Origin of the sequence: Streptomyces sp. MNU89 (assembly GCF_020982505.1) — a bacterium.
In the GTDB taxonomy this organism is placed as follows: domain Bacteria; phylum Actinomycetota; class Actinomycetes; order Streptomycetales; family Streptomycetaceae; genus Streptomyces; species Streptomyces xinghaiensis.
Genome location: NZ_JAJKLL010000001.1, coordinates 615,917 through 635,747 on the forward strand (window position 1 = coordinate 615,917; position 19,831 = coordinate 635,747).

16 protein-coding genes and 1 pseudogene are annotated in these 19,831 nt (G+C 73.5%); 7 read left to right on the forward strand and 10 right to left on the reverse strand.

Annotation, left to right across the window (positions count from 1 at the left end; all coding sequences use genetic code 11):
• Positions 1 to 43 precede the first annotated feature (43 nt).
• Positions 44 to 1,129: an FAD-dependent oxidoreductase gene (locus E4N63_RS02680; RefSeq protein WP_230239791.1), complete on the forward strand. Its 1,086-nt coding sequence runs from the start codon at positions 44 to 46 to the stop codon at positions 1,127 to 1,129.
• A 13-nt stretch (positions 1,130 to 1,142) separates the two neighbouring features.
• Here the strand turns inward: E4N63_RS02680 and E4N63_RS02685 are convergent, their stop codons facing one another.
• On the reverse strand, positions 1,143 to 3,086 hold the full coding sequence (locus tag E4N63_RS02685; RefSeq protein ID WP_230239792.1) for an ABC transporter ATP-binding protein: 1,944 nt from the start codon (positions 3,084 to 3,086) through the stop codon (positions 1,143 to 1,145).
• A gap of 157 nt (positions 3,087 to 3,243) precedes the next feature.
• Complete coding sequence (locus E4N63_RS02690; protein ID WP_230239793.1) at positions 3,244 to 3,966, reverse strand: L,D-transpeptidase family protein; 723 nt, start codon at positions 3,964 to 3,966, stop codon at positions 3,244 to 3,246.
• 102 nt (positions 3,967 to 4,068) lie between these two features.
• Here E4N63_RS02690 and E4N63_RS02695 point away from each other — a divergent pair, with 102 nt between their 5' ends.
• Complete coding sequence (locus tag E4N63_RS02695) at positions 4,069 to 5,940, forward strand: ABC transporter ATP-binding protein (RefSeq protein WP_125623165.1); 1,872 nt, start codon at positions 4,069 to 4,071, stop codon at positions 5,938 to 5,940.
• Entirely contained in the window at positions 5,937 to 7,718 is a 1,782-nt protein-coding gene (locus E4N63_RS02700; protein ID WP_230239794.1) for an ABC transporter ATP-binding protein, read from the forward strand. The genes E4N63_RS02695 and E4N63_RS02700 overlap by 4 nt, the downstream gene beginning before the upstream one ends.
• 97 nt (positions 7,719 to 7,815) lie before the next feature.
• Here E4N63_RS02700 and E4N63_RS02705 read toward each other — a convergent pair whose 3' ends face one another.
• A complete protein-coding gene (locus tag E4N63_RS02705) occupies positions 7,816 to 8,607 on the reverse strand; it encodes a metal-dependent hydrolase (RefSeq protein ID WP_043461176.1) in 792 nt (263 codons plus the stop codon).
• Positions 8,608 to 8,740: 133 nt separating this feature from the next.
• Between E4N63_RS02705 and E4N63_RS02710 the strand changes: the two genes are divergently transcribed.
• Positions 8,741 to 11,266, forward strand: a complete 2,526-nt coding sequence (locus E4N63_RS02710) for an RNA helicase (RefSeq protein ID WP_125623163.1) — start codon at positions 8,741 to 8,743, stop codon at positions 11,264 to 11,266.
• A 187-nt stretch (positions 11,267 to 11,453) separates the two neighbouring features.
• Positions 11,454 to 12,368: an acyl-CoA thioesterase II gene (gene tesB, locus E4N63_RS02715; RefSeq protein WP_230239795.1), complete on the forward strand. Its 915-nt coding sequence runs from the start codon at positions 11,454 to 11,456 to the stop codon at positions 12,366 to 12,368.
• Positions 12,369 to 12,396: 28 nt separating this feature from the next.
• On the opposite strand, the gene E4N63_RS02720 is transcribed toward tesB, so the two are convergent.
• The 4 genes from E4N63_RS02720 to E4N63_RS02735 all read right to left on the reverse strand — a co-directional run bounded on the left by E4N63_RS02720 (position 12,397) and on the right by E4N63_RS02735 (position 15,840).
• A complete protein-coding gene (locus tag E4N63_RS02720) occupies positions 12,397 to 13,422 on the reverse strand; it encodes a DUF6397 family protein (RefSeq protein ID WP_230239796.1) in 1,026 nt (341 codons plus the stop codon).
• Between the two features lie 151 nt (positions 13,423 to 13,573).
• Positions 13,574 to 14,008 (reverse strand): roadblock/LC7 domain-containing protein, encoded by a 435-nt coding sequence (locus E4N63_RS02725; protein ID WP_125623160.1) that lies wholly within the window; start codon positions 14,006 to 14,008, stop codon positions 13,574 to 13,576.
• Between the two features lie 219 nt (positions 14,009 to 14,227).
• The gene (locus tag E4N63_RS02730; protein WP_125623159.1) at positions 14,228 to 14,668 is read right to left on the reverse strand and encodes a roadblock/LC7 domain-containing protein; all 441 of its coding nucleotides are present in this window, start codon (positions 14,666 to 14,668) and stop codon (positions 14,228 to 14,230) included.
• A gap of 278 nt (positions 14,669 to 14,946) precedes the next feature.
• A complete protein-coding gene (locus tag E4N63_RS02735) occupies positions 14,947 to 15,840 on the reverse strand; it encodes an oxygenase MpaB family protein (RefSeq protein ID WP_230239797.1) in 894 nt (297 codons plus the stop codon).
• A 179-nt stretch (positions 15,841 to 16,019) separates the two neighbouring features.
• Between E4N63_RS02735 and E4N63_RS02740 the strand changes: the two genes are divergently transcribed.
• Both E4N63_RS02740 and E4N63_RS02745 read left to right on the forward strand, forming a co-directional pair.
• Entirely contained in the window at positions 16,020 to 16,283 is a 264-nt protein-coding gene (locus E4N63_RS02740) for a hypothetical protein (protein ID WP_230242314.1), read from the forward strand.
• A 98-nt stretch (positions 16,284 to 16,381) separates the two neighbouring features.
• Positions 16,382 to 17,262: pseudogene (locus E4N63_RS02745) on the forward strand (hypothetical protein).
• Positions 17,263 to 17,396: 134 nt separating this feature from the next.
• Here E4N63_RS02745 and E4N63_RS02750 read toward each other — a convergent pair.
• The 3 genes from E4N63_RS02750 to xylA form a co-directional block, all read right to left on the reverse strand.
• Positions 17,397 to 17,939: an MOSC domain-containing protein gene (locus tag E4N63_RS02750; protein ID WP_230239798.1), complete on the reverse strand. Its 543-nt coding sequence runs from the start codon at positions 17,937 to 17,939 to the stop codon at positions 17,397 to 17,399.
• Positions 17,940 to 18,009: 70 nt separating this feature from the next.
• Positions 18,010 to 18,192: a hypothetical protein gene (locus E4N63_RS02755; protein WP_019706199.1), complete on the reverse strand. Its 183-nt coding sequence runs from the start codon at positions 18,190 to 18,192 to the stop codon at positions 18,010 to 18,012.
• A 268-nt stretch (positions 18,193 to 18,460) separates the two neighbouring features.
• Positions 18,461 to 19,633, reverse strand: a complete 1,173-nt coding sequence (gene xylA, locus E4N63_RS02760) for a xylose isomerase (protein WP_125623156.1) — start codon at positions 19,631 to 19,633, stop codon at positions 18,461 to 18,463.
• Between the last annotated feature and the right edge of the window lie 198 nt (positions 19,634 to 19,831).

Here is a 19,831-nt window from a genome sequence, read left to right on the forward strand (position 1 = left end):
CCCGGAGGGGAAGACTCCGGGGCCCCGTGGCGTTGTCCGAGCCATGACGGATGTGGAGACACGGTACGTGGACGTGGCCGTCGTCGGCGCCGGGCAGGCCGGTCTGTCAGCCGCGTACCACCTGCGGCGCGCCGGCTTCGCCCCGGACCGCGACGTCGTCGTCCTGGACCACTCCCCCGCGCCCGGCGGCGCCTGGCAGTTCCGCTGGCCGTCCCTGACGTACGGCAAGGTGCACGGCATGTACGACCTGCCGGGGCTACCGCTGGTTGACGCTCCGGAGGACCGGCCGTCCTCCGAGGTCATCGGCGACTACTTCGCCCGCTACGAGCGGGCGTTCGACCTGCGGGTGCGCCGGCCGGTGGACGTCGCCTCCGTGTCCGAGGGCGCCGGGGGACGGCTGCTGGTGCGCACCCGGGACGACGGCGACTGGTCGGCGCGGGCGCTGGTCAACGCGACCGGCACCTGGGACCGCCCGTTCCTGCCGCACTACCCGGGCGCGGAGACCTTCCGCGGACGGCAGCTCCACACGGCCGGCTACCGGGGACCGGAGGACTTCGCGGGTGAGCGGGTGGTCGTGGTGGGCGGCGGCACCTCCGCCGTCCAGCATCTGCTGGAGATCGCCGAGGTGGCGGACACGCTCTGGGTGACCCGGCGCCCGCCGGTCTTCCGGGACGGGCCGTTCGACGAACGGCGCGGCCGGGAGGCGGTCGCCCTGGTCGACGAGCGGGTGCGGGCCGGACTGCCGCCGCGAAGCGTGGTGTCGGTGACCGGTCTGGTCATGAACGAGGCGGTGCGGCGCGGCCGGGAGAGCGGCGTGCTGGAACCGCGTCCGATGTTCACCCGGATCACCCCGGAGGGCGTGGCCTGGGACGACGGCGGCACGGCCGCGGCCGACTCGATCCTCTGGGCCACCGGCTTCCGCGCGGCCCTGGACCATCTGGCACCGCTGCGCCTGCGCGAACGGGGCGGCGGCATCCGGCTGGAGGGCACCCGCTCGGTCCGCGACCCGCGGGTCCATCTGGTCGGCTACGGGCCGTCGGCGAGCACCATCGGCGCCAACCGGTACGGGCGGGCGGCGGTGCGCGAGGTGCGGCGGCTGCTGGAGACACCGGCGCGGGCCGCCGGCTGAGCGGCCCGTCCGTTCAGGGGCCGGCGGCCACCGGAGCGGCCGCGGGGTCCGGGCCGCTCCGGGCGGTGGGACCGGGGGCACCGGCCGCGGCGGCGGCTTCGGTTCCCTCTCCGGCGGTGGCAGGGGCGTCCCCGGCGCCCGGGCCCCGTGCCGTTTCGGCGTCCCGCCGGACGAGGGCCGCGTAGCGCCCGCCGCGGGCCATGAGTTCCGCGTGGGTGCCGCGTTCCGCGATCCGCCCGCCGGCGAGGACCACGATCTGGTCCGCCTCGCGGATGGTGGAGAGCCGGTGGGCGATGGTGATCGTCGTACGCCGTGCGGAGAGTTCGTCGATCGCCCGCTGCACGGCCTGCTCGGTGTGGGTGTCGAGGGCACTCGTGGCCTCGTCGAGGATGAGGACCGGCGGGTCGCGCAGAATCGTCCGGGCGATGGCCAGACGTTGCTTCTCGCCGCCGGAGAAGCGGTAGCCGCGTTCACCGACGAGGGTGTCGTAGCCGTCCGGGAGACTCTCGATGTGCTCGTGGATCTGGGCGGCCCGGGCGGCGTCGCGGATCTCCTCGTCGGTGGCCCCCGGCCTGGCGAAGCGGAGGTTGTCGGCGACCGAGGCGTGGAAGAGGTACGTCTCCTGGGAGACGACGCCCACGGCCCGGGCGAGGGTGTCGAAGGAGAGGTCGCGGACGTCGGTGCCGTCGAGCAGCACCCGGCCGCCCGTGACGTCGTACAGGCGCGGGACGAGATAGCCGAGCGTGCTCTTGCCGGAGCCGGTGGGGCCGACCACGGCGAGGCTGCCGCCGGCCGGGACGGTGAGGTCGAGGCCGGAGAGCGTGGGCGGCGCGCCGTCCCGGTCGTAGTGGAACTCGACGCCGTCGAAGCGCACTTCGCCGCGCACCCGCTCCAGATGTACCGGCTGCTCCGGTTCGGTGATGTCCACCCGCAGATCGAGGTACTCGAAGATGCGCTGGAAGAGGGCGAGTGACGCCTGCAGCTGGACCCCGGTGGACAGCAGGCTGACCGTGGGCCGGAAGAGGCCCTGCTGCAGCGAGACGAAGGCCACGAGCGTGCCGATGGAGATCTGCGGTCCGCCCCCGCGCAGCGCCATCCCGGCGGCCCAGTAGATGATCGCGGGCATGGCGGCCATGACGACGCCGATGACGGCCATGCGCCAGCGGCCCGCCATGCTGGAGCGGATCTCCAGCCGCGCCAGCCGTTCGGACTCGCCGGCGAACTGGTCCGCGAGGGAGTCCGCCCGCCCCATGGTCCGGCCGAGCAGGATGCCGCTGACCGAGAGGGACTCGGTGACCATGGCGGACATCGCCGCCATCTGCTTCTGCCGCTGCGCCGTGATCTTCTTCCGCTCCCGTCCGACGCGGCGGCTGATCCAGACGAACAGCGGCAGCAGGAGCAGGGAGACCACGGTCAGCCGCCAGTCCAGGGCCAGCATGGCCACGACGGTGGCGACGACGCTGGTGAGGTTGGAGACCAGCGAGGTGGCCGTGGAGGTGACGGTGGCCTGCATCCCGCCGATGTCGTTGGCGATCCGGGACTGGACCTCCCCGGTGCGGGTGCGGGTGAAGAAGGCGAGCGGCATCCGCTGCAGCCGGTCGTAGACGGCGGTGCGCAGATCGTGCATCACCCGCTGGCCGACGGTCGTCGAAATCAGCGTCTGCAGCACGCCGAAGACGCCCCCGGCCACGGCGGCGGCCAGCATGCCGAGGGCGAGCAGGCTCAGCAGCCCGGTGCGGCCCTCCGGAATCGCGGTGTCGAGGATCTCGCGCAGCATGAACGGCGTGGCCACGGAGACGAGGGAGGAGGCGCCGACGAGCAGCCCGACGACCGCCAGCCGGCCCCGGTACGGGAGGAACAGGCGCAGCACGCGCCGCAGTTCGACCGGGCGCTCCGAGTCGGGCACCGGCGGGGTCCACTGGCCGTCGGGTCCGGTGCTCAGGTCGTGGTGGCGCATGGGTTCCTTCGCGATGCTGGTGTTCCGGCCAGCGGAGCCTCCGCGGGTGATCGGGCGGCGGGCCCGGGAGCGGGCCCGGCGACGGCTTTCGGAGCCTAACCCGACGGCCGCGGGCGCGTCGGCGGCTTCCTCCGGCCCCCGGCCGGGGCCGCGCCCGTCAGCCCTTCAGGTAGTTCTTCTCCCCCATCACCACCACCGGATCCGCCTCCGGGTCGAGCGTGCGGAGCAGATACTCCATCCCGGTCTTCGGGAGGCTGACGCAGCCGGAGGTGCCGCTGCCGTGGTCCAGGTGCAGCCAGATGTAGCCGCCCTTGTCCTCGCCCCGGGGGCGGTTCGGGTCGTTCGGAGGGGTGCCCTTCACCCGGTTGTAGTCGATGGCTATGACGTAGTCGAAGTCGTGCCAGTGCGTCTTCGCCCAGGAGCGGGGAGCGGCGAAGGCCGCGGAGCGGGTGTACGGCAGTTTCGCGCCGGGGTCGGCCAGCACGCCGCCTGCGTCGGAGAGCGTGAACACTCCGGAGGGGCTGCGTTTGTCGCCCGCGCGGTGGTCCGGCGTCCAGCCGCGCTTGCCGTTGTGGGCGGGCCAGGCGCGGGTGCGGTCCCAGGTTTCCCCCTTCCGGGTGTACAGCACGGCCTCGGCGTCGGCGGAGTCCCGGCCCTCGCCGTAGACGACGACGGCCTGCCGGGAGCTCTCCGGGACCCGGGCGTGGAGCCGGTCGCCGACCCCGGGGAGCCGGGTCGGGTCGGCCGCGGGCGAGGCGCCGCGGGCGGGGCGCTCCCCGTCCGCGCGCGGGGCTCCACCGCCCGCCGCACCGCAGCCGGTGAGGAGGGCGGCGGCCGTCAGGGCCGCGGCCGTGGTCCGCTGGGTACCGGTGATGCACATGGCCCCATCGTCCCACCCGCCGGAAAACCGGTTGAAGCCGAGCGGGCGCGAACGCGACTCTTGCCACGCCCCCGCCCGCCGACACCGACCCCCTGGGACGTCATGCAGATCCACGATCTTCCGTACACCGACCCGGGCTCCCCGGACGTACGGTCCGGCGGGCGCTTCCTGCTGTGGCTGGGCAGGCGGCAACTGGGCGGCCAGCTCAAGTCCCTGGGGTGGGGCACGCTCCACATGGCCGGGCTGGCCACGGTGCCGCTGGTGGTGGGTGTCGCCGTGCAGGCCGTGGTGGACCGCTCCGGTGGACGGCTGGCGCTGGCCGGCGGGCTGATCGCCCTGCTCGGCACGGTGATCGCGGTGGCCGACACCATGCTCCACCGCGCCGCCGTCACCAACTGGATCACCGCCGCCGCGCGGGTGCAGCAGCTGCTCGCCCGCAAGACCGCCGAGATGGGCTCCACCCTGACCCGGAGGGTCGCGGCGGGCGAGATCACCGCGGTGTCGACCGGTGACGTGGAGAAGATCGGCTGGTTCGTGGAGGCCCTCTCCCGCTTCACCGCGGCCGCCGTCACGACGGTCGGCGTCTGCGCGGTTCTGCTCGTGGCCCAGCCGTCCCTGGGTGTGGTCGTGGCCGTGGGCGTACCGCTGCTCGTGCTGGCCGTGCTGCCACTGCTGCCGCCCGCCACCCGCCGGGCCGACGCCCAGCGGGCGAAGGCGGGCCGCGCCACGGAGCTGGCCTCGGACACGGTGGCCGGGCTGCGGGTGCTGCGCGGCATCGGCGGCGAGGAGCTGTTCCTGGACCGCTACCGGCGGGCCTCCCAGGAGGTGCGGAGCGCCGCCGTGCGCAGCGCCCGGATGTGGGCGCTGATCAGCGCGGTGCAGGTGCTGCTGCCGGGGCTGCTGCTGATCGCGGTGGTCTGGCACGGCGTCACGCTGGCCCGGGAGGGGCGGATCTCGCTCGGTGAACTGGTCGCCGTCTACGGCGCGGTGACCTTCCTGCTCTTTCCGCTCCGGCACTTCGAGGAGATCGCGATGGCGTACTCCTTCTCCAAGCCCTCGGCGAAGCGCGCCGCGCGCGTGCTGGCGCTGCGCCGGACCCGTCCGGCCGGCCCGGACACCGCGTCCGGTGGAGCGGACCCCGCCGGGGGTGCCGGGGGCGCCGGGGGGCCGCTGACCGGCGATCTGTACGACCCGGTGAGCGGGCTGCACGCGCCGGCCGGGCTGCTGACCGTCGCCGTCTGCGGTGACCCGGACGTGGCCGGGCGGCTCGCCGACCGGCTCGGCGGGCATGCCCCGCAGCGGGAGGAGGAACCGGACCGGCCGTCCGTCCTGCTGGGCGGGGCCGCGCTCGACGAACTCCCGCTGGAGGAGGCCCGGACGGCCGTCCTCGTCCAGGACAAGGACCCGGTGCTGCTGTCCGGCACTCTCCGGGAGCTTCTCGACGTTCCGTCGCGGGGAACGGTCACCGCGGGGGACGCTCTCGACGCCGCCCAGTGCGATGACGTCCTGGCCGCGCTCGCCCAGGCCACCGGGCCCGGTTCCGGTGACCCGCGGGAGGCGCGGATCACCGAACGCGGGCGTTCGCTCTCCGGCGGGCAGCGGCAGCGGCTGGCGCTGGCCCGCTCGCTGGTGACGGACCCGGAGGTATTGGTACTGGACGAGCCGACGAGCGCCGTCGACTCGCACACCGAGGCGCGGATCGCCGACGGGCTGCGGAGGCTGCGCGCGGGCCGGACGACGGTGGTCCTCTCCTCCAGTCCGCTGCTGCTGGACCGGGCCGACCGGGTGGTGTTCCTGCCCGGCGGGGAGGCCGCCGCGGCCGGCACCCACCGCGAACTGCTGCGCACGCACCCCGGGTACCGCGCCGTCGTCACCCGCGGCGCGGAGGAGAGACCGCCGCACGCGGCAGCGGCACACCACCGGAACGGCCCGGCGGCGCGGACCGCCCGGACGGGCATCGAGGAGACGGCATGATCGGTGTGGCACCCCCGGCGTACGACCCGGCGGCACCGGAGTCGGCGACCACCCTGCCGGTCGGCTCCCCCGCGACCGTCCGCGGCTATGTGCGGGAGCTGCTGCGGCGGCACCGGCGGGCGTTCGCCCTGCTCGTGGCGGTCAACGCCGTCGCGGTGACCGCCTCCATGGTGGGCCCGTACCTGCTGGGCGGCCTGGTCGAGGATCTCGCCGCCGGCGCGGGGGAGGCCGGTCTGCCGCGTGTCATCGCGCTGTTCACGGTGGCGCTCGCCGTGCAGACCGTCTTCGTGCGGCTGGTGCGGCTGCGCGGCGCGGTCCTCGGTGAGCGGATGCTGGCCGATCTCCGCGAGGACTTCCTGGTCCGCTCGGTGGCGCTGCCCCCCGGCGTGCTGGAACGGGCCGGGACGGGGGATCTGCTCTCCCGCATCAGCACCGACATCGACCGCCTGGCCGAGGCCATGCGCGAGGCCGTGCCGCAGCTGTGCATCGGCGTGGTGTGGGCGGGGCTGCTGCTGACCGGTATGGCGGTGACCGCGCCTCCGCTGGCCCTGGCCGTTCTCGTGGCGCTGCCCGTCCTGCTCGTCGGCTGCCGCTGGTACTACCGCAGGGCGCCCGCCGCCTACCGTTCGGAGGCCGCCGGATACGCGGCGGTGGCCGCCGTGCTCGCCGAGACCGTGGACGCGGGGCGGACCATCGAGGCGCACCGCCTGGGCGCTCGCCGGATCGCGCTCTCGGACCGGCGCGTCCGGGAATGGACGGCGTGGGAGCGGTACACGCTCTGGCTGCGGTCCGTGCTCTTTCCCGTGATCAACGCCTCGCACATGACGATCCTCGGGGCCGCGCTGATGATCGGTGGTGTCTGTGTCCTGAACGGCTGGATGACGGTCGGGGCCCTGACGACCGGGGCACTGCTCGCCCAGATGCTGACCGAACCCGTGGGCCTGATCCTGCGCTGGTACGACGAACTCCAGGTGGCACAGGTCTCCCTGGCCCGGCTGGTCGGCGTCCGGGAGATCGAGGAGGGCGCCGGGGACGACCGGGTCGCCCCGGCCGGGAGGGAGGTCCGCGCCGACGGGGTCCGGTTCGGCTACCACGCGAACGGCGATGTGCTGCACGGAGTGTCCCTGGACATCCGCCCGGGGACCCGGCTGGCGCTCGTGGGGCCGTCCGGGGCCGGCAAGTCCACGCTCGGCCGGCTCCTCGCCGGGATCTACGCGCCCCGGACCGGCGCCGTCACGCTCGGCGGCGCCGAGCTGGCGCGGATGCCCGCCGAGCGGGTGCGGGCCCACGTGGCGCTGGTCAACCAGGAGCACCATGTGTTCGTGGGCTCGCTGCGGGACAATCTGCTGCTGGCCCGGACCGGTGCCGGCGACGCGGAGCTGTGGGCGGCACTCGGCGCCGTGGACGCCGCGGACTGGGCGCGGGCCCTCGCTGACGGCCTGGACACCGAGGTCGGCTCGGGCGGGCTGACGCTGACCCCGGCGCAGGCACAGCAGATCGCCCTGGCGCGGCTGGTGCTGGCCGATCCGCACACCCTGGTGCTGGACGAGGCCACCTCGCTGCTGGACCCGCGGGCGGCGCGGCATCTGGAGCGCTCCCTGGCGCGGGTGCTGGACGGCCGTACGGTCGTGGCCATCGCGCACCGGCTGCACACGGCCCATGACGCCGATGTGATCGCGGTGGTGGAGGACGGCCGGATCACCGAGCTGGGCAGCCACGACGACCTGGTGGCCGCCGGCGGGCCGTACGCCGCCCTCTGGCGTTCCTGGCACGGCTGAGGATCTCTCGGCCCGCGGCTCCTCGGGCGCCGCGGGCCGGGTGTCCGTCCACGCGGGCCGGGCCGCGCGGGGGTACGCAACGGGACGGGGGCGGGCGTCAGATGACGCCGAGCGCTCCCAGCCCTCCGATGCCGCCGAGCAGCATGAAGACGGGCATCAGCACCTTGAGTTCGACCCAGCTTCCGGCCCGGAAACGCATCGCCTTCGGCGGGCCGACCGGATACCAGCGCTTGTTCCCGACCGGTATCGGCCACAGCACGGGGCAGCCGGAGACGGTGATCGCGTCGCCCGCGCAGTGCACCAGCGAGCCCAGGACGATCGGCAGTCCCAGCCACAGGTATTCCTGACCGGGTGCGGTGAACAGCCAGTCGGCGCCGTTGCCGGGCTGGTTCAGCACATCCGCCAGGATCCAGGCGCTGGTCGCCCCCAGCAGCCAGACGAGCACATCGCTGGAGACCCGGGCGGCCCGCCACAGCAGTCCCTCGACGGCGAGCACGAGGTGGACGAAGAGGATCGCCAGGACCGCCCAGCGGCCGCCGTTCATCGCCAGGACGGAGACCCCGGTCCCGACGAGCACGGCCCACAGCCAGGTGTGGGTCAGTGTGCGGTGTCCGCCGGTGCGCCGCGGGTCGCCCTGCTTCTTCGTCGCCTTGTAGACGGCGGAGGACAGCTTGTCGATGACCTCGCAGAGGGTCCGCGACACCGGCCCGAACGCCCGGGAGATGGTCGCCGACTTGTGGTCCAGGTCGGGGGCGAGGGCCGCGCCCGCGCAGATCAGCGCGCCGACGACCAGGACCGGCCACGGCATGGGCCGGTCCGCGGCCGCGGCGGCGGCGCCCACCCCCAGCCAGGCCGCGGCTCCGGACAGTGAGTGCGCCGGTCCCATCATCTGGTTGCCCGCCCCCCGTTTTCTCTTGTGCTCGTCTGTGGCCCCGTGCCGGTGCCGCGTTGACGCACCAGCCTAGCCGGAGTGATCTTCGAGTCTCCGGCCGGTTCCCCGATCCGGTGCCGGAGCAGGCAGTATGGAGGGTGTGACCACCCTTATCGATCATCTGCCGAGCGACGCCGATCCCGATGCCCTGTTCGAGTCCTTCTCGGCCTGGTCCGAAGAGCGGGGGATCTCCCTCTATCCCGCCCAGGAGGAGGCGCTGATCGAGGTGGTCTCCGGGGCGAACGTCATCCTGTCCACGCCGACCGGCTCGGGGAAGAGCCTGGTCGCCGCCGGCGCGCACTTCGCCGCGCTCGCCCGGGACGAGGTCACCTTCTACACCGCCCCGATCAAGGCACTCGTGTCGGAGAAGTTCTTCGACCTGTGCAAGCTGTTCGGGACCGAGAACGTGGGCATGCTGACCGGCGACGCCTCGGTCAACGCCGACGCCCCCGTCATCTGCTGCACCGCCGAGGTGCTGGCCTCCATCGCGCTGCGCGACGGCAGGGACGCCGACATCGGCCAGGTGGTGATGGACGAGTTCCACTTCTACGCCGAGCCCGACCGGGGCTGGGCCTGGCAGATCCCGCTGCTGGAGCTGCCCCAGGCGCAGTTCGTCCTGATGTCCGCGACCCTCGGCGACGTCTCGCGGTTCGAGGAGGACCTGACCCGGCGCACGGGCCGGCCCACCGCCGTCGTCCGGTCCGCGACCCGGCCCGTTCCGCTGTCGTACGAGTACCGCACGACCCCGCTGACGGAGACGCTCACCGAGCTGCTGGAGACCCATCAGGCGCCGGTGTACATCGTGCACTTCACCCAGGCGGCGGCGGTGGAGCGGGCCCAGGCGCTGATGAGCATCAACATGTGCTCGCGCGCCGAGAAGGACGAGATCGCCAAGCTGATCGGCAATTTCCGGTTCACCACCCGCTTCGGCCGCAATCTCTCCCGCTACGTCCGGCACGGGATCGGGGTGCACCACGCCGGGATGCTGCCCAAGTACCGGCGCCTGGTGGAGCGGCTGGCCCAGGCCGGTCTGCTCAAGGTCATCTGCGGCACGGACACCCTCGGCGTGGGCGTCAACGTGCCGATCCGCACGGTGCTGTTCACGGCCCTGACCAAGTACGACGGCCAGCGGGTGCGGACCCTGCGGGCGCGGGAGTTCCACCAGATCGCCGGCCGGGCCGGGCGGGCCGGTTTCGACACCGCCGGCTTCGTCGTCGCCCAGGCCCCCGAGCACGTCGTCGAGAACGAGAAAGCGCTCGCCAAGGCGGGTGACGATCCCAAGAAGCGCCGGAAGGTGGTCCGGAAGAAGGCTCCCGAGGGTTTCGTCTCCTGGGGGCAGAACACCTTCGAGAAGCTGATCGCCTCCGAACCGGAACCGCTGACCTCGCGGTTCCGGGTCACCCACACCATGCTGCTGTCGGTGATCGCCCGGCCGGGCAACGCCTTCGAGGCCATGCGCCGGCTGCTGGAGGACAACCACGAACCGCGGAAGAACCAGCTGCGCCACATCCGCCGCGCCATCGCCATCTACCGCTCCCTGCTGGACGGTGGCGTCGTCGAGCGGCTCGACGAGCCCGACGAGCAGGGCCGGGTCGTCCGGCTGACCGTCGACCTCCAGCAGGACTTCGCGCTCAGCCAGCCGCTCTCCACCTTCGCGCTGGCCGCCTTCGACCTGCTCGACCCGGAATCCCCGTCCTACGCCCTGGACATGGTGTCGGTGGTGGAGTCGACGCTCGACGACCCGCGGCAGATCCTCGCCGCCCAGCAGAACAAGGCCCGCGGCGAGGCCGTCCAGCAGATGAAGGCCGACGGGGTGGAGTACGAGGAGCGGATGGACCGGCTCCAGGACATCGGCTATCCCAAGCCGCTGGAAGAGGTGCTCTTCCACGCCTACGACGTCTACCGCAGGAGCCACCCATGGGTGGGCGACCACCCGCTGTCGCCGAAGTCCGTCATCCGGGACATGTACGAACGGGCGATGACCTTCACGGAGTTCACCGCCTTCTACGAACTGGCCCGGACCGAGGGCATCGTGCTGCGCTACCTCGCGAGCGCGTACAAGGCGCTGGAGCACACCGTGCCGGACGACCTCAAGTCCGACGATTTCCAGGACCTCACCGCCTGGCTGGGCGAGATGGTCCGGCAGGTCGACTCCAGCCTCCTCGACGAGTGGGAGCAGCTGGCCAACCCCGAGGTGGAGACGGCGGAGGAGGCCCAGGAGCGGGCCGACCAGGTCAAGCCGGTCACCACCAACGCGCGCGCCTTCCGCGTCCTGGTCCGCAACGCGATGTTCCGGCGGGTGGAGCTCGCCGCGATCGAGAAGTACGCGGAGCTGGGCGAGCTGGACGCCGACTCCGGCTGGGACGCGGACGCCTGGGCCGACGCCATGGAGGCGTACTGGGAGGAGTACGACGACCTGGGCACCGGCCCGGACGCGCGCGGCCCGAAACTGCTGCGCATCGAGGAGGACCCCGAGCACGGTCTGTGGAAGGTCCGGCAGACCTTCGCCGACCCGAACGGCGACCACGACTGGGGCATCAGCGCGGAGGTGGACCTCGCGGCCTCCGACGAGGAGGGCCGCGCGGTGGTCCGTCTCACGGACGTCGGCCAGTTGTGACCCCTCCCCGGGCGGCTTCTGCCCGGTCGGGGGGTGTGTCCGGGGGGTCATGGCCGTCCGTCCTCTCGGTGGGTGCCAGTGGGTGCCGGGCGGGTGAGGGAGTGCGGGTGGGGCGTTCCGCCGTGTGCGGGCGAGGCCGCCGGGCTGATCTAGCCTGAGGCGTCCCGGAACGATGTGAGGAGACACGATGGGCAACCCCGCCGAGGGCCTGGTGGCCCTGCTCGACCTGGAACCGATCGAGCAGAACATCTTCCGCGGCAGGAGCCCCGAGGAGTCACTGCAGCGCGTCTTCGGCGGGCAGGTCGCCGGCCAGGCCCTGGTGGCGGCGGGCCGCACCACCGAGGGAGACCGGCCCGTCCACTCCCTGCACGCCTATTTCCTCCGGCCGGGCCGGCCGGGCGTCCCGATCGTCTATCAGGTGGAGCGGGTGCGTGACGGCCGGTCGTTCACCACGCGCCGGGTCGTGGCGGTGCAGCAGGGCCGCACCATCTTCAATCTGACGGCCTCCTTCCACCGGCCGGAGCCGGGAATCGAGCAGCAGTTGCCGATGCCCGAGGTGCCCGCGCCGGAGGAACTCCCCCGGCTCACCGACGAGATCCGGCGGCATCTCGGCCATCTGCCGGAGGCGCTGGAGCGGATGGCCCGGCGCCAGCCCTTCGACATCCGTTATGTGGAGCGGCTGCGGTGGAGCACCGGGGACCTGACGGGAGCCGAACCGCGCAGCGCCGTCTGGATGCGGGCGGACGGCCCGCTCGGCGACGACCCGCTGACCCACACCTGCGCCCTCGCCTACGCCAGCGACATGACGCTCCTCGACGCCGTGCGCGTGCCCATCGAGCCGCTCTGGGGCTCGCGCGGTTTCGACATGGCCTCCCTCGACCACGCGATGTGGTTCCACCGGCCCTTCCGTACCGATGAGTGGTTTCTGTACCAGCAGGAGTCGCCCATCGCAACCGGCGGCAGAGGGCTGGCCCGCGGCCAGATCTTCGACCGCGAGGGCCGGCTTCTCGTGTCCGTGATGCAGGAGGGGCTCTTCCGGCCCAAGCAGGGCCGGGAAGACCCGGACGGCCCCGCTCCGGACACCGGCCGTCCCGGGCGGTGACGGTAGGCAGCCGTCCCGGGGCCGGTGCTCAGCGTGAACGCGAACGGTGCAGCCGGCGCCACAGCTCGCGCGGACCCGGCCTCCCGGGCGGCCCGCTCCGCTCCGTCCGCCCGGCGGGCCGCACCGGGGCGGAAGGCCGGGCGCGCCCCGGGCGCACAGCGGCCCCGGCGGCGGACTCCGCTCCCGGGCCGTGGCCGTCCCCGCCGGCCGGGGGTGCGGGCTCCGGCGAGGGCGGCACCCTCCCGCGCCGCCCGGCCTCTCCGGGACGGGGCGCGGGGCCCTCCGCCCGGGCCTCGTCCAGGCAGAGTGCCAGGCTGATCCGGTGCCAGAGGATCTCGTCCGGATCGTCCGCGGTGAGCAGCGGCTCCACCAGCGGCCGGGAGGACGGGGGCTCGCCCTTCGCGGGCAGCAGCGATGCCCGCAGCCGGCGCAGATGGGCCCGCTCGTAGGGGTCGTCGACGACCTCCGCCAACTGGTCGGGTCCCAGCACGGCCGCGGCCACCGCAGCCCGTTCCCAGGCGTTCTCCGCTTCCCTCGCCAGTTGGGCGACGCGCCGGCTGCGCCAGTTGCGGGCCCGCCAGTCCTCACCGGCGTCCAGCAGCTTCCGGAGGCCCTGGGGGGTGCTGCCGGTGAGCAGAGCGGGCTCCCGCTCGGCGAACTTCCGCAGTTCCGCCACCGGGTAGAGCCAGACGAGGGCGCGGTAGCGGTTGACGTAGAACATGACGGGGCTGAAACAGCCCACCCTGGCCAGCCGCGTGAAGCGGGCCGGCCCGATGCCCAGGAGGGCGGCGCCCTCGGTCGCCGTTACGGACCGTACCCGCTCCCGCAGTGTGTCCGGGAAGCCTTCGGCCGACCGGAGTCGCTCCACCTCGGCCACCGGGACCCTGCGGCGCCCCTCCGGACCGGCGACCGTCCGCACCTCACCGAGACGCACACCGAGCTCCAACTCGCCCGGTTTCAGCCCGAGCCGGGCCGCCGCGCCGCGGAGAGCGAGCGCTCCTTGCGCGCCGCTCCGCCCCACCGGCCGCCGTCCGTCCCTCACCTGCGCTGCCATGGCTCTCCCCGTTCCGGTCCGCCACCATTCGCCTACTGACGGTGACGACCGTAGCGCGGGACACGGACATGCCGCTCGGCCTGTGGATAACTCCGTGCGGAACCGTCGCCCCGAGGCCGCGGCCGGCGGAACCCGTCCGGCGGGACCCCGGTCAGCGGAACCCGAATCCGTCCACCCCGTCCACCCCGTCCGGCCGCCCGCGCTCGCGCGCCTCGACTCCCAGGTGCTCGCCCACCCGGTTAACCAACAGGGTCATCTCGTAGGCGACTTGGCCGACATCGGCCTCGGCGGCGGTGAGCACGCACAGACAGCTTCCGTCGCCGGCCGCCGTCACGAACAGCACGCCGTCATCGAACTCGACCATGGTCTGGCGCACCCGGCCGGCGGCGAAGTGGTGGGCGGATCCCTTGGCGAGGCTGTGCAGTCCGGAGCAGACGGCGGCCAGGTGCTCGGCGTCCTCACGGCCCAGTTCCTCGCTCGCGGCCGTCACCAGGCCGTCGTTGGACAGGATCAACCCGTGCCGGACATAGGCCAGTCGCTTCGTCAGGTCGTTCAGCAGCCAGTCGAGCCCCTTGCCGAGCGCCATTCCTGCCTCCCCGTCGGCGATTCGCCTCGATTGCCGCCAGCCTGTCCCACCGCGGCCCCGGGGGCAAGACAGCCCCCGGCCACCGGCCGCACGATGTGTGCCATTCACGGTGGAACCGGGAGACATCGAACTCGAGTTCGCGAAGAGCGCTGCGGAACCCGCGCCACGGGCGGCCCCCAAGCGCCCCCGCGGTCGACGGGTGCGCGGGGGCCGGCGAGGTCAGCCCGCGGCGCCCGGCGGCACCGGGGACGGCACCGCCCGGCGGACACCGCTCAGACGGCCCGCCAGCCGGTCCATCTCGGCGGTCACCACGCCCGGATCGGCCTCCCCCGCACCCAGCACGGCGAGACAGCCGTCCCGGCCCGCGGCGGCGACGAACAGCCGTCCCCCGGCGTCCAGTTCCACCAGGGTGCGGCGCCCGCTGCCCGCGCCGAGACGGCGCCCGGCGTCGGTGGCCACGCGGTGGAACCCGGAGGCCACGGAGGCGAGATGACGGGCGTCCGCCCGGCTGAGGCCCCGCGAGGATCCGGTCACCACTCCCGCGGTGGACAGCAGAACCGCGTGCCGCACTCCGGGCACCTCGTCGACCAGCTCGTCCAGCAGTCCGTCGAGGCCGCCACCGGGGCGGATACCGGCACCGTTCCAGTCGGCGTCGCCCATGCCCGTTCTCCTCACTCCCCCGGCAGCACGGTCCGCGCGGCGGAAGCGCCCGCACGGCCCGGCTGCTCGTGCTCCATGAGTCCGGAACGCTAGTGCGGGATACCGGCGGCACTCCGGACGAACTCCGGAACTCGGCAGCATTTGACCGCTCTGCCTTCAGAAGCGATCGGAAGGTACCGATACCTGCCCGTCGACCCGCTTTTCCTCCAAGAAGGCACGAGACGGAGGTATATGACCGGACGGCACCACGGAAACCCCGGCCCCCGCGCCCACCGGCCTCAGGACGGCCGGCCGCCGGCGTGCGGGACGGGGCAGCCGGCGGACCCGGGCACCGGGAACGTGCCCAGCTCGGCCAGGCGGTAGCCGTCGCGATACCCCTTGATCTGCGGGTTCTGCCGCGCGTAGTGCGGCTTGCCGCGCGGTGGCAGCAGCCGTACGGCGCGCCCGCGGAGCCGCAGCGCACCGCGTACGGCGGCCCGGACGGCCGGCTTCGGCGGGGCGTAGCGGAAGGCACGCAGCAGGGAGTCGTCCAGCAGAGCCGTGCTCGCTCCGCGCGCGAGCGGTGCGAGGGGAGCCGGATACCAGGAGGCCATCAGGTCGAGCGTCGCGTCGGAGACGCGCCGCGCGCCCTCGTCCCAGGCGAAGTGCGCCGCCTCGTAGGAGTCGAGGCCGCGCTCGAAGTCGGCGTAGGTCTCCGGGATGTCCTGGATGCCCATGTGGCGGCCGAGTGTGCGGTAGTAGGCGACCATGGCGCGGAGTTCGTGGTCCGTGAGCCGCCGCCAGCCGTAGGCGTCGATCCACCGCTTCGGCACGACGACGAAGGTGCTCAGCACGTAGCGCATGTCGTCGTTGCCGATGTCGTAGCTGCGGTGCATCCGGTTGATGCGGCGGAGCGCCGTCCGGCCGTCCTCGCTGTCGAATCCGTGCTCCATCACCGCGTCCAGCAGCAGTGCGGTGTCGTCGTACCGCTTCTGCGGGCGGTCGGTGAACTCCCCGGTGCGCGCGAGCAGCCCGCCGATGCGCGGCACCGCGTAGGTGCGGTAGAGGGCCAGTTCCAGGGCACGGGTGATGTCCCAGGGGAACTCGTACGCGGCCATGAGCCGGTAGATCCGCAGGAAGTCCCGCTCCGGATCCAGTCGCAGGATCTCCCTCAGCCGGTCGTAGCGCTTCACGCCGTCCGTCCCCCTCCGCCGCACCGGGTTTCTCCGCCGGTGTCCCACTCTACGGATCGGGGGCACACGGGGTAGAGGACAAGGAAGCGGGCGGCACCGTCCGCCCACGCCCGGAACACCGACCGGGACCGGAACAGGGGAAGGGGTGATGCGTCGTGCTGCGCGCAATCCGCGGACTCATGGCGCGGAGGAGCCGTCCGAGGACCCCTCCGGCCCCCGCCGCAAGGCCGCACAATCTGTTCGAGGCCGCCGCCGTCTATGTGGCGGCGGGGGCCGAGAACGACGACGACCGCGCCGCCGAGGCGGCCGACTGGGTCTCACCCGAGGCGCTGTCCTTCGGCGTGACGGAACTGGCGAGCAGGGCGGTCATCGCCCTTGCCCGGGAGCGGGGGGAGTCACCGCACACGGTCGCACGCGCCCTGCTGGGCCTTCCCGGGGGCTGAGACCCCGCGCGGGAGACCCCGGCGTGCGCCAGATCTCTCGACGCCGGGATTACCCACTGGTTAAGGTTCGCGCACCGACGACCTGATGGGAGGCTGCCGTGGCCGCGACGGAGGAGACCGCGACGGACGAGGACGCGCTGTTCGTCCTCACCGCCGTGCTGCTCACGCCCGCCCGTTTCCCGAGCGTGCTCGGCGACGACTTCCCGGAGGTCTGCGCGGCGCTCGGTCTGGAACCCTACGAACAGGGGTACGGACTGGTGCTCGGGCAGGACGGCGGCGGTGCCCGCTGGACCGTGGTCATCGACGACGTGTCACTCGTCGCCTGTGCCCTGGCCGCCTGGGACTGCGGTATGGAGTACGACCTGTCGCCCGACGAGCGCAGCGTCGTCAGCGTGCTGCCCGGCTGGCCGCTGGCGGTGGCCGTCGCCGCGCCCGGGGTCCCCGCGCCCCACGATCCGCCGCCGGACCCGGACAGCGGACGGCCGCCGCTGGCACCACCGGACGCGCAGACCTGGGGGCCGGCCCAGCGCAGGCTCGGGGCGGACGAGATCGCGCTGCGGTGGGCGGTCTGGCGGGAGGAGTACGAGGGGCGGAGGAGCCCTCCGGGAGTGGCGGGGACGGCGCCGCGGACGGTTCGGCGGGACCGGCTGAAGCGGCGGCGCCGGCCTCACCGGCGGAATCCGCCCGGCCGTCGGACGGGGGCGAGCCGTCGAACGAGGGCGTACGGCGCGTACTCCGGGAAGCGCACGCCTACGTGGAGACGCCCCCGCCCCTCGGCCGGGTCCGCTCCGAGTTCGCCTCGGACGGGGCCAGGACACTACGGGCCGACGGACCGGGCTGGAGCCTGGTGGCGCGGACCGACGACATGGCGTTCGTCCTGCTCGACGACATGCCGGGGGACGTCATCCCGGTCGGACGCGGGCCGAAGCTTCCCGCGCTGCTCCGGGCGCTGGACGAGATGGCGGCCAAACCGGCCTGAGGCGCAGGGCGGCTCCCGGGCGGTACGGCCGGCGCCGGGCCGGTACGGCAGACCCGTGCGCGCCCGGCGCCCCCGCCCGGCCCCGGGTCCGTCCCGTCGTCCCGCGCCCGCCTCCGTCCCCTTCGCCGGGACGATCAGACCGGCTCCAGCGGGTGGTGCGGTCCGGCGGGCGCCTCGGCCATGATCCGGTCGCCGGGGCGCACCTCTCCGCCCACCAGGACGATGCCCATGATCCCGGCCCGGCGGACCACCCGCCCGCGCTCGTCGCGGCCGAGGACCTCCTTCAGGAGCCCGTTCCGGAACCCGTCGATCTGCGCGCACGGGTTGCGGAGACCGGTCACCTCGACCACCGCCTCGTCGCCGAGACGCAGCAGGGTGCCGGTGGACAGCGCGAGCAGGTCGATCCCGGCGGTCGTGATGTTCTCCCCCAACTGCCCGGGCAGCACCTCGAATCCGGCCTCGGCCACCTCGGCGAACAGTTCCCGGTGCAGGAGGTGGACCTGCCGCAGATTGGGCTGTGCCGGGTCCCGGGCCATGCGCGACCGGTGCCGGACCGTCGCCCCCTGGTGCGCGTCGCCCTCCACCCCGAGCCCGGCCAGCAGCCGGATGGCGTCCCGCCCCCGCTTGCTGAAGCGGTACTCCTCCTCGCGGCTCACCGCCGCGACCGTGCCGTTCATCCCGCACCCCCGTCCCCGCCGCCCCGGCCCGCTGCCGGGCGCCCCACCGGGGACGGTACCGGCGGCGGGGTCAGCGGCCCAGCTCTTTGCGGGTCGCCCTCTTCAGCCGGCGCCGCTGCGAGGGGTCCAGCAGCAGGTACGCGCCCACCGGCACTCCGACGAGCACCAGCAGCGCCGCCCAGAACGGCAGCAGCCACAGCAGGAACACGCCCGCCACCGCACCGCCGACTACGACCTTCGTCCGCTTCGACATTTCTGCGCCTCCCTTGAGCGGCGGATGCCGCTGTACCCGGTGAAACGGCCGGAGCACGGCCGGTGGTTCCGCCGCGGACCCCGAGCCGACCCTGATTTCCGCCGCGGCGGACCCGGAGGGGATCCACCGCGTGACGGCCCGGCCCGGACGGGGAACCGTCCGGGCCGGGCCGCCCGCAGGAGCCGGGACCCGTACAGGGGAGGCCGGGACCCGGCCACGGGGCGTGCGCGGGCAGTGCGCGCACGCCCCCGGGCGCCGTATGCGGGGGTCAGCCGCGGGCGCCCAGCAGGTGGTCCATGGCGAGCTGGTCCAGCCGCTCGAAGGCCATCCCCTTCTGCGCCACCGCCTCGACGTCGAAGGACTCGAAGGCACTGCGGTCGGCCAGCAGGCCGGCGAGCGTCTCGCCCTCGCCGAGGGTCGGCCGCGCCAGCTCGTCCAGCCGGGAGGCGCGCAGGGCCTCCTGCACCTCCGGGTCGGCGCGGAAGGCCGCCGCCCGCTCCTTGAGGAGCAGGTAGTTGCGCATGCAGCCGGCCGCGGACTCCCACACACCGTCGTAGTCCTCGGTGCGCGGCGGCTTGAAGTCGAAGTGCCGCGGGCCCTCGTAGCCGGCCGTCTCCAGCAGGTCGACCAGCCAGAAGGCGGAGCGCAGGTCGCCGGCGCCGAAGCGGAGGTCCTGGTCGTACTTGATGCCGGACTGGCCGTTCAGGTCGATGTGGAAGAGCTTGCCCGCCCACAGGGCCTGCGCGATGCCGTGCGCGAAGTTGAGCCCGGCCATCTGCTCGTGGCCGACCTCCGGGTTGACGCCGTAGAGCTCCGGGCGCTCCAGGCGCTCGATGAACGCCAGCGCGTGCCCGACGGTGGGCAGCAGGATGTCGCCGCGCGGCTCGTTGGGCTTGGGCTCCAGGGCGAACCGCAGGTCGTAGCCCTTCTCGGTGACGTACTCGCCGAGCACGTCGAAGGCTTCCTTGAGCCGGTCGAGGGCAACGCGCACGTCCTTGGCGGCGCCGGACTCGGCGCCCTCGCGCCCGCCCCAGGCGACGTACGTGCGGGCGCCCAGCTCGGCGGCCAGGTCGATGTTGCGGATCGTCTTGCGGAGCGCGTAGCGGCGGACGTCGCGGTCGTTGGAGGTGAACCCGCCGTCCTTGAAGACGGGGTGGGTGAACAGGTTGGTGGTGGCCATCGGGACGATCAGGCCGGTGGCGTCGAGCGCCTCGCGGAAGCGCTTGATGTGGGACTCGCGCTCGGCGTCCGAGGAGCCGAAGGGGATGAGGTCGTCGTCGTGGAACGTCACGCCGTACGCGCCGAGGTCGGCGAGCCGCCGTACGGACTCGGCCGGGTCGATGGCGGCCCGGGTGGCGTCACCGAACGGGTCGCGTCCCTGCCACCCCACGGTCCACAGGCCGAAGCTGAATTTGTCGTCCGGTGTCGGCTGGTAGCTCATTGCGGGCTCCTCGCTATTTCGTCATGGCGCTTTACAAATTAGTATGCACGAGCGCGGCTGGGAAGCCCGGAAGCCCTCCGGTCCGGAGAAATCACCGGAGAAGCCACCGGGGAGACCGCCGGAAAGGCCGCACGGGCACACCACAGGCACACCAGAGGCACACCACGGACAGGGCACGGAACCGCCCGGGGAAGGGAT

Coding starts and splice junctions, on each gene's coding strand:
- E4N63_RS02680 (WP_230239791.1), top strand. CDS start 44: ATGACGGATGTGGAGACACGGTACGTGGACGTGGCCGTCGTCGGCGCC.
- E4N63_RS02685 (WP_230239792.1), bottom strand. CDS start 3,086: ATGCGCCACCACGACCTGAGCACCGGACCCGACGGCCAGTGGACCCCG.
- E4N63_RS02690 (WP_230239793.1), bottom strand. CDS start 3,966: ATGTGCATCACCGGTACCCAGCGGACCACGGCCGCGGCCCTGACGGCC.
- E4N63_RS02695 (WP_125623165.1), top strand. CDS start 4,069: ATGCAGATCCACGATCTTCCGTACACCGACCCGGGCTCCCCGGACGTA.
- E4N63_RS02700 (WP_230239794.1), top strand. CDS start 5,937: ATGATCGGTGTGGCACCCCCGGCGTACGACCCGGCGGCACCGGAGTCG.
- E4N63_RS02705 (WP_043461176.1), bottom strand. CDS start 8,607: ATGATGGGACCGGCGCACTCACTGTCCGGAGCCGCGGCCTGGCTGGGG.
- E4N63_RS02710 (WP_125623163.1), top strand. CDS start 8,741: ATGGAGGGTGTGACCACCCTTATCGATCATCTGCCGAGCGACGCCGAT.
- tesB (WP_230239795.1), top strand. CDS start 11,454: ATGGGCAACCCCGCCGAGGGCCTGGTGGCCCTGCTCGACCTGGAACCG.
- E4N63_RS02720 (WP_230239796.1), bottom strand. CDS start 13,422: ATGGCAGCGCAGGTGAGGGACGGACGGCGGCCGGTGGGGCGGAGCGGC.
- E4N63_RS02725 (WP_125623160.1), bottom strand. CDS start 14,008: ATGGCGCTCGGCAAGGGGCTCGACTGGCTGCTGAACGACCTGACGAAG.
- E4N63_RS02730 (WP_125623159.1), bottom strand. CDS start 14,668: ATGGGCGACGCCGACTGGAACGGTGCCGGTATCCGCCCCGGTGGCGGC.
- E4N63_RS02740 (WP_230242314.1), top strand. CDS start 16,020: ATGGCGCGGAGGAGCCGTCCGAGGACCCCTCCGGCCCCCGCCGCAAGG.
- E4N63_RS02750 (WP_230239798.1), bottom strand. CDS start 17,939: ATGAACGGCACGGTCGCGGCGGTGAGCCGCGAGGAGGAGTACCGCTTC.
- E4N63_RS02755 (WP_019706199.1), bottom strand. CDS start 18,192: ATGTCGAAGCGGACGAAGGTCGTAGTCGGCGGTGCGGTGGCGGGCGTG.
- xylA (WP_125623156.1), bottom strand. CDS start 19,633: ATGAGCTACCAGCCGACACCGGACGACAAATTCAGCTTCGGCCTGTGG.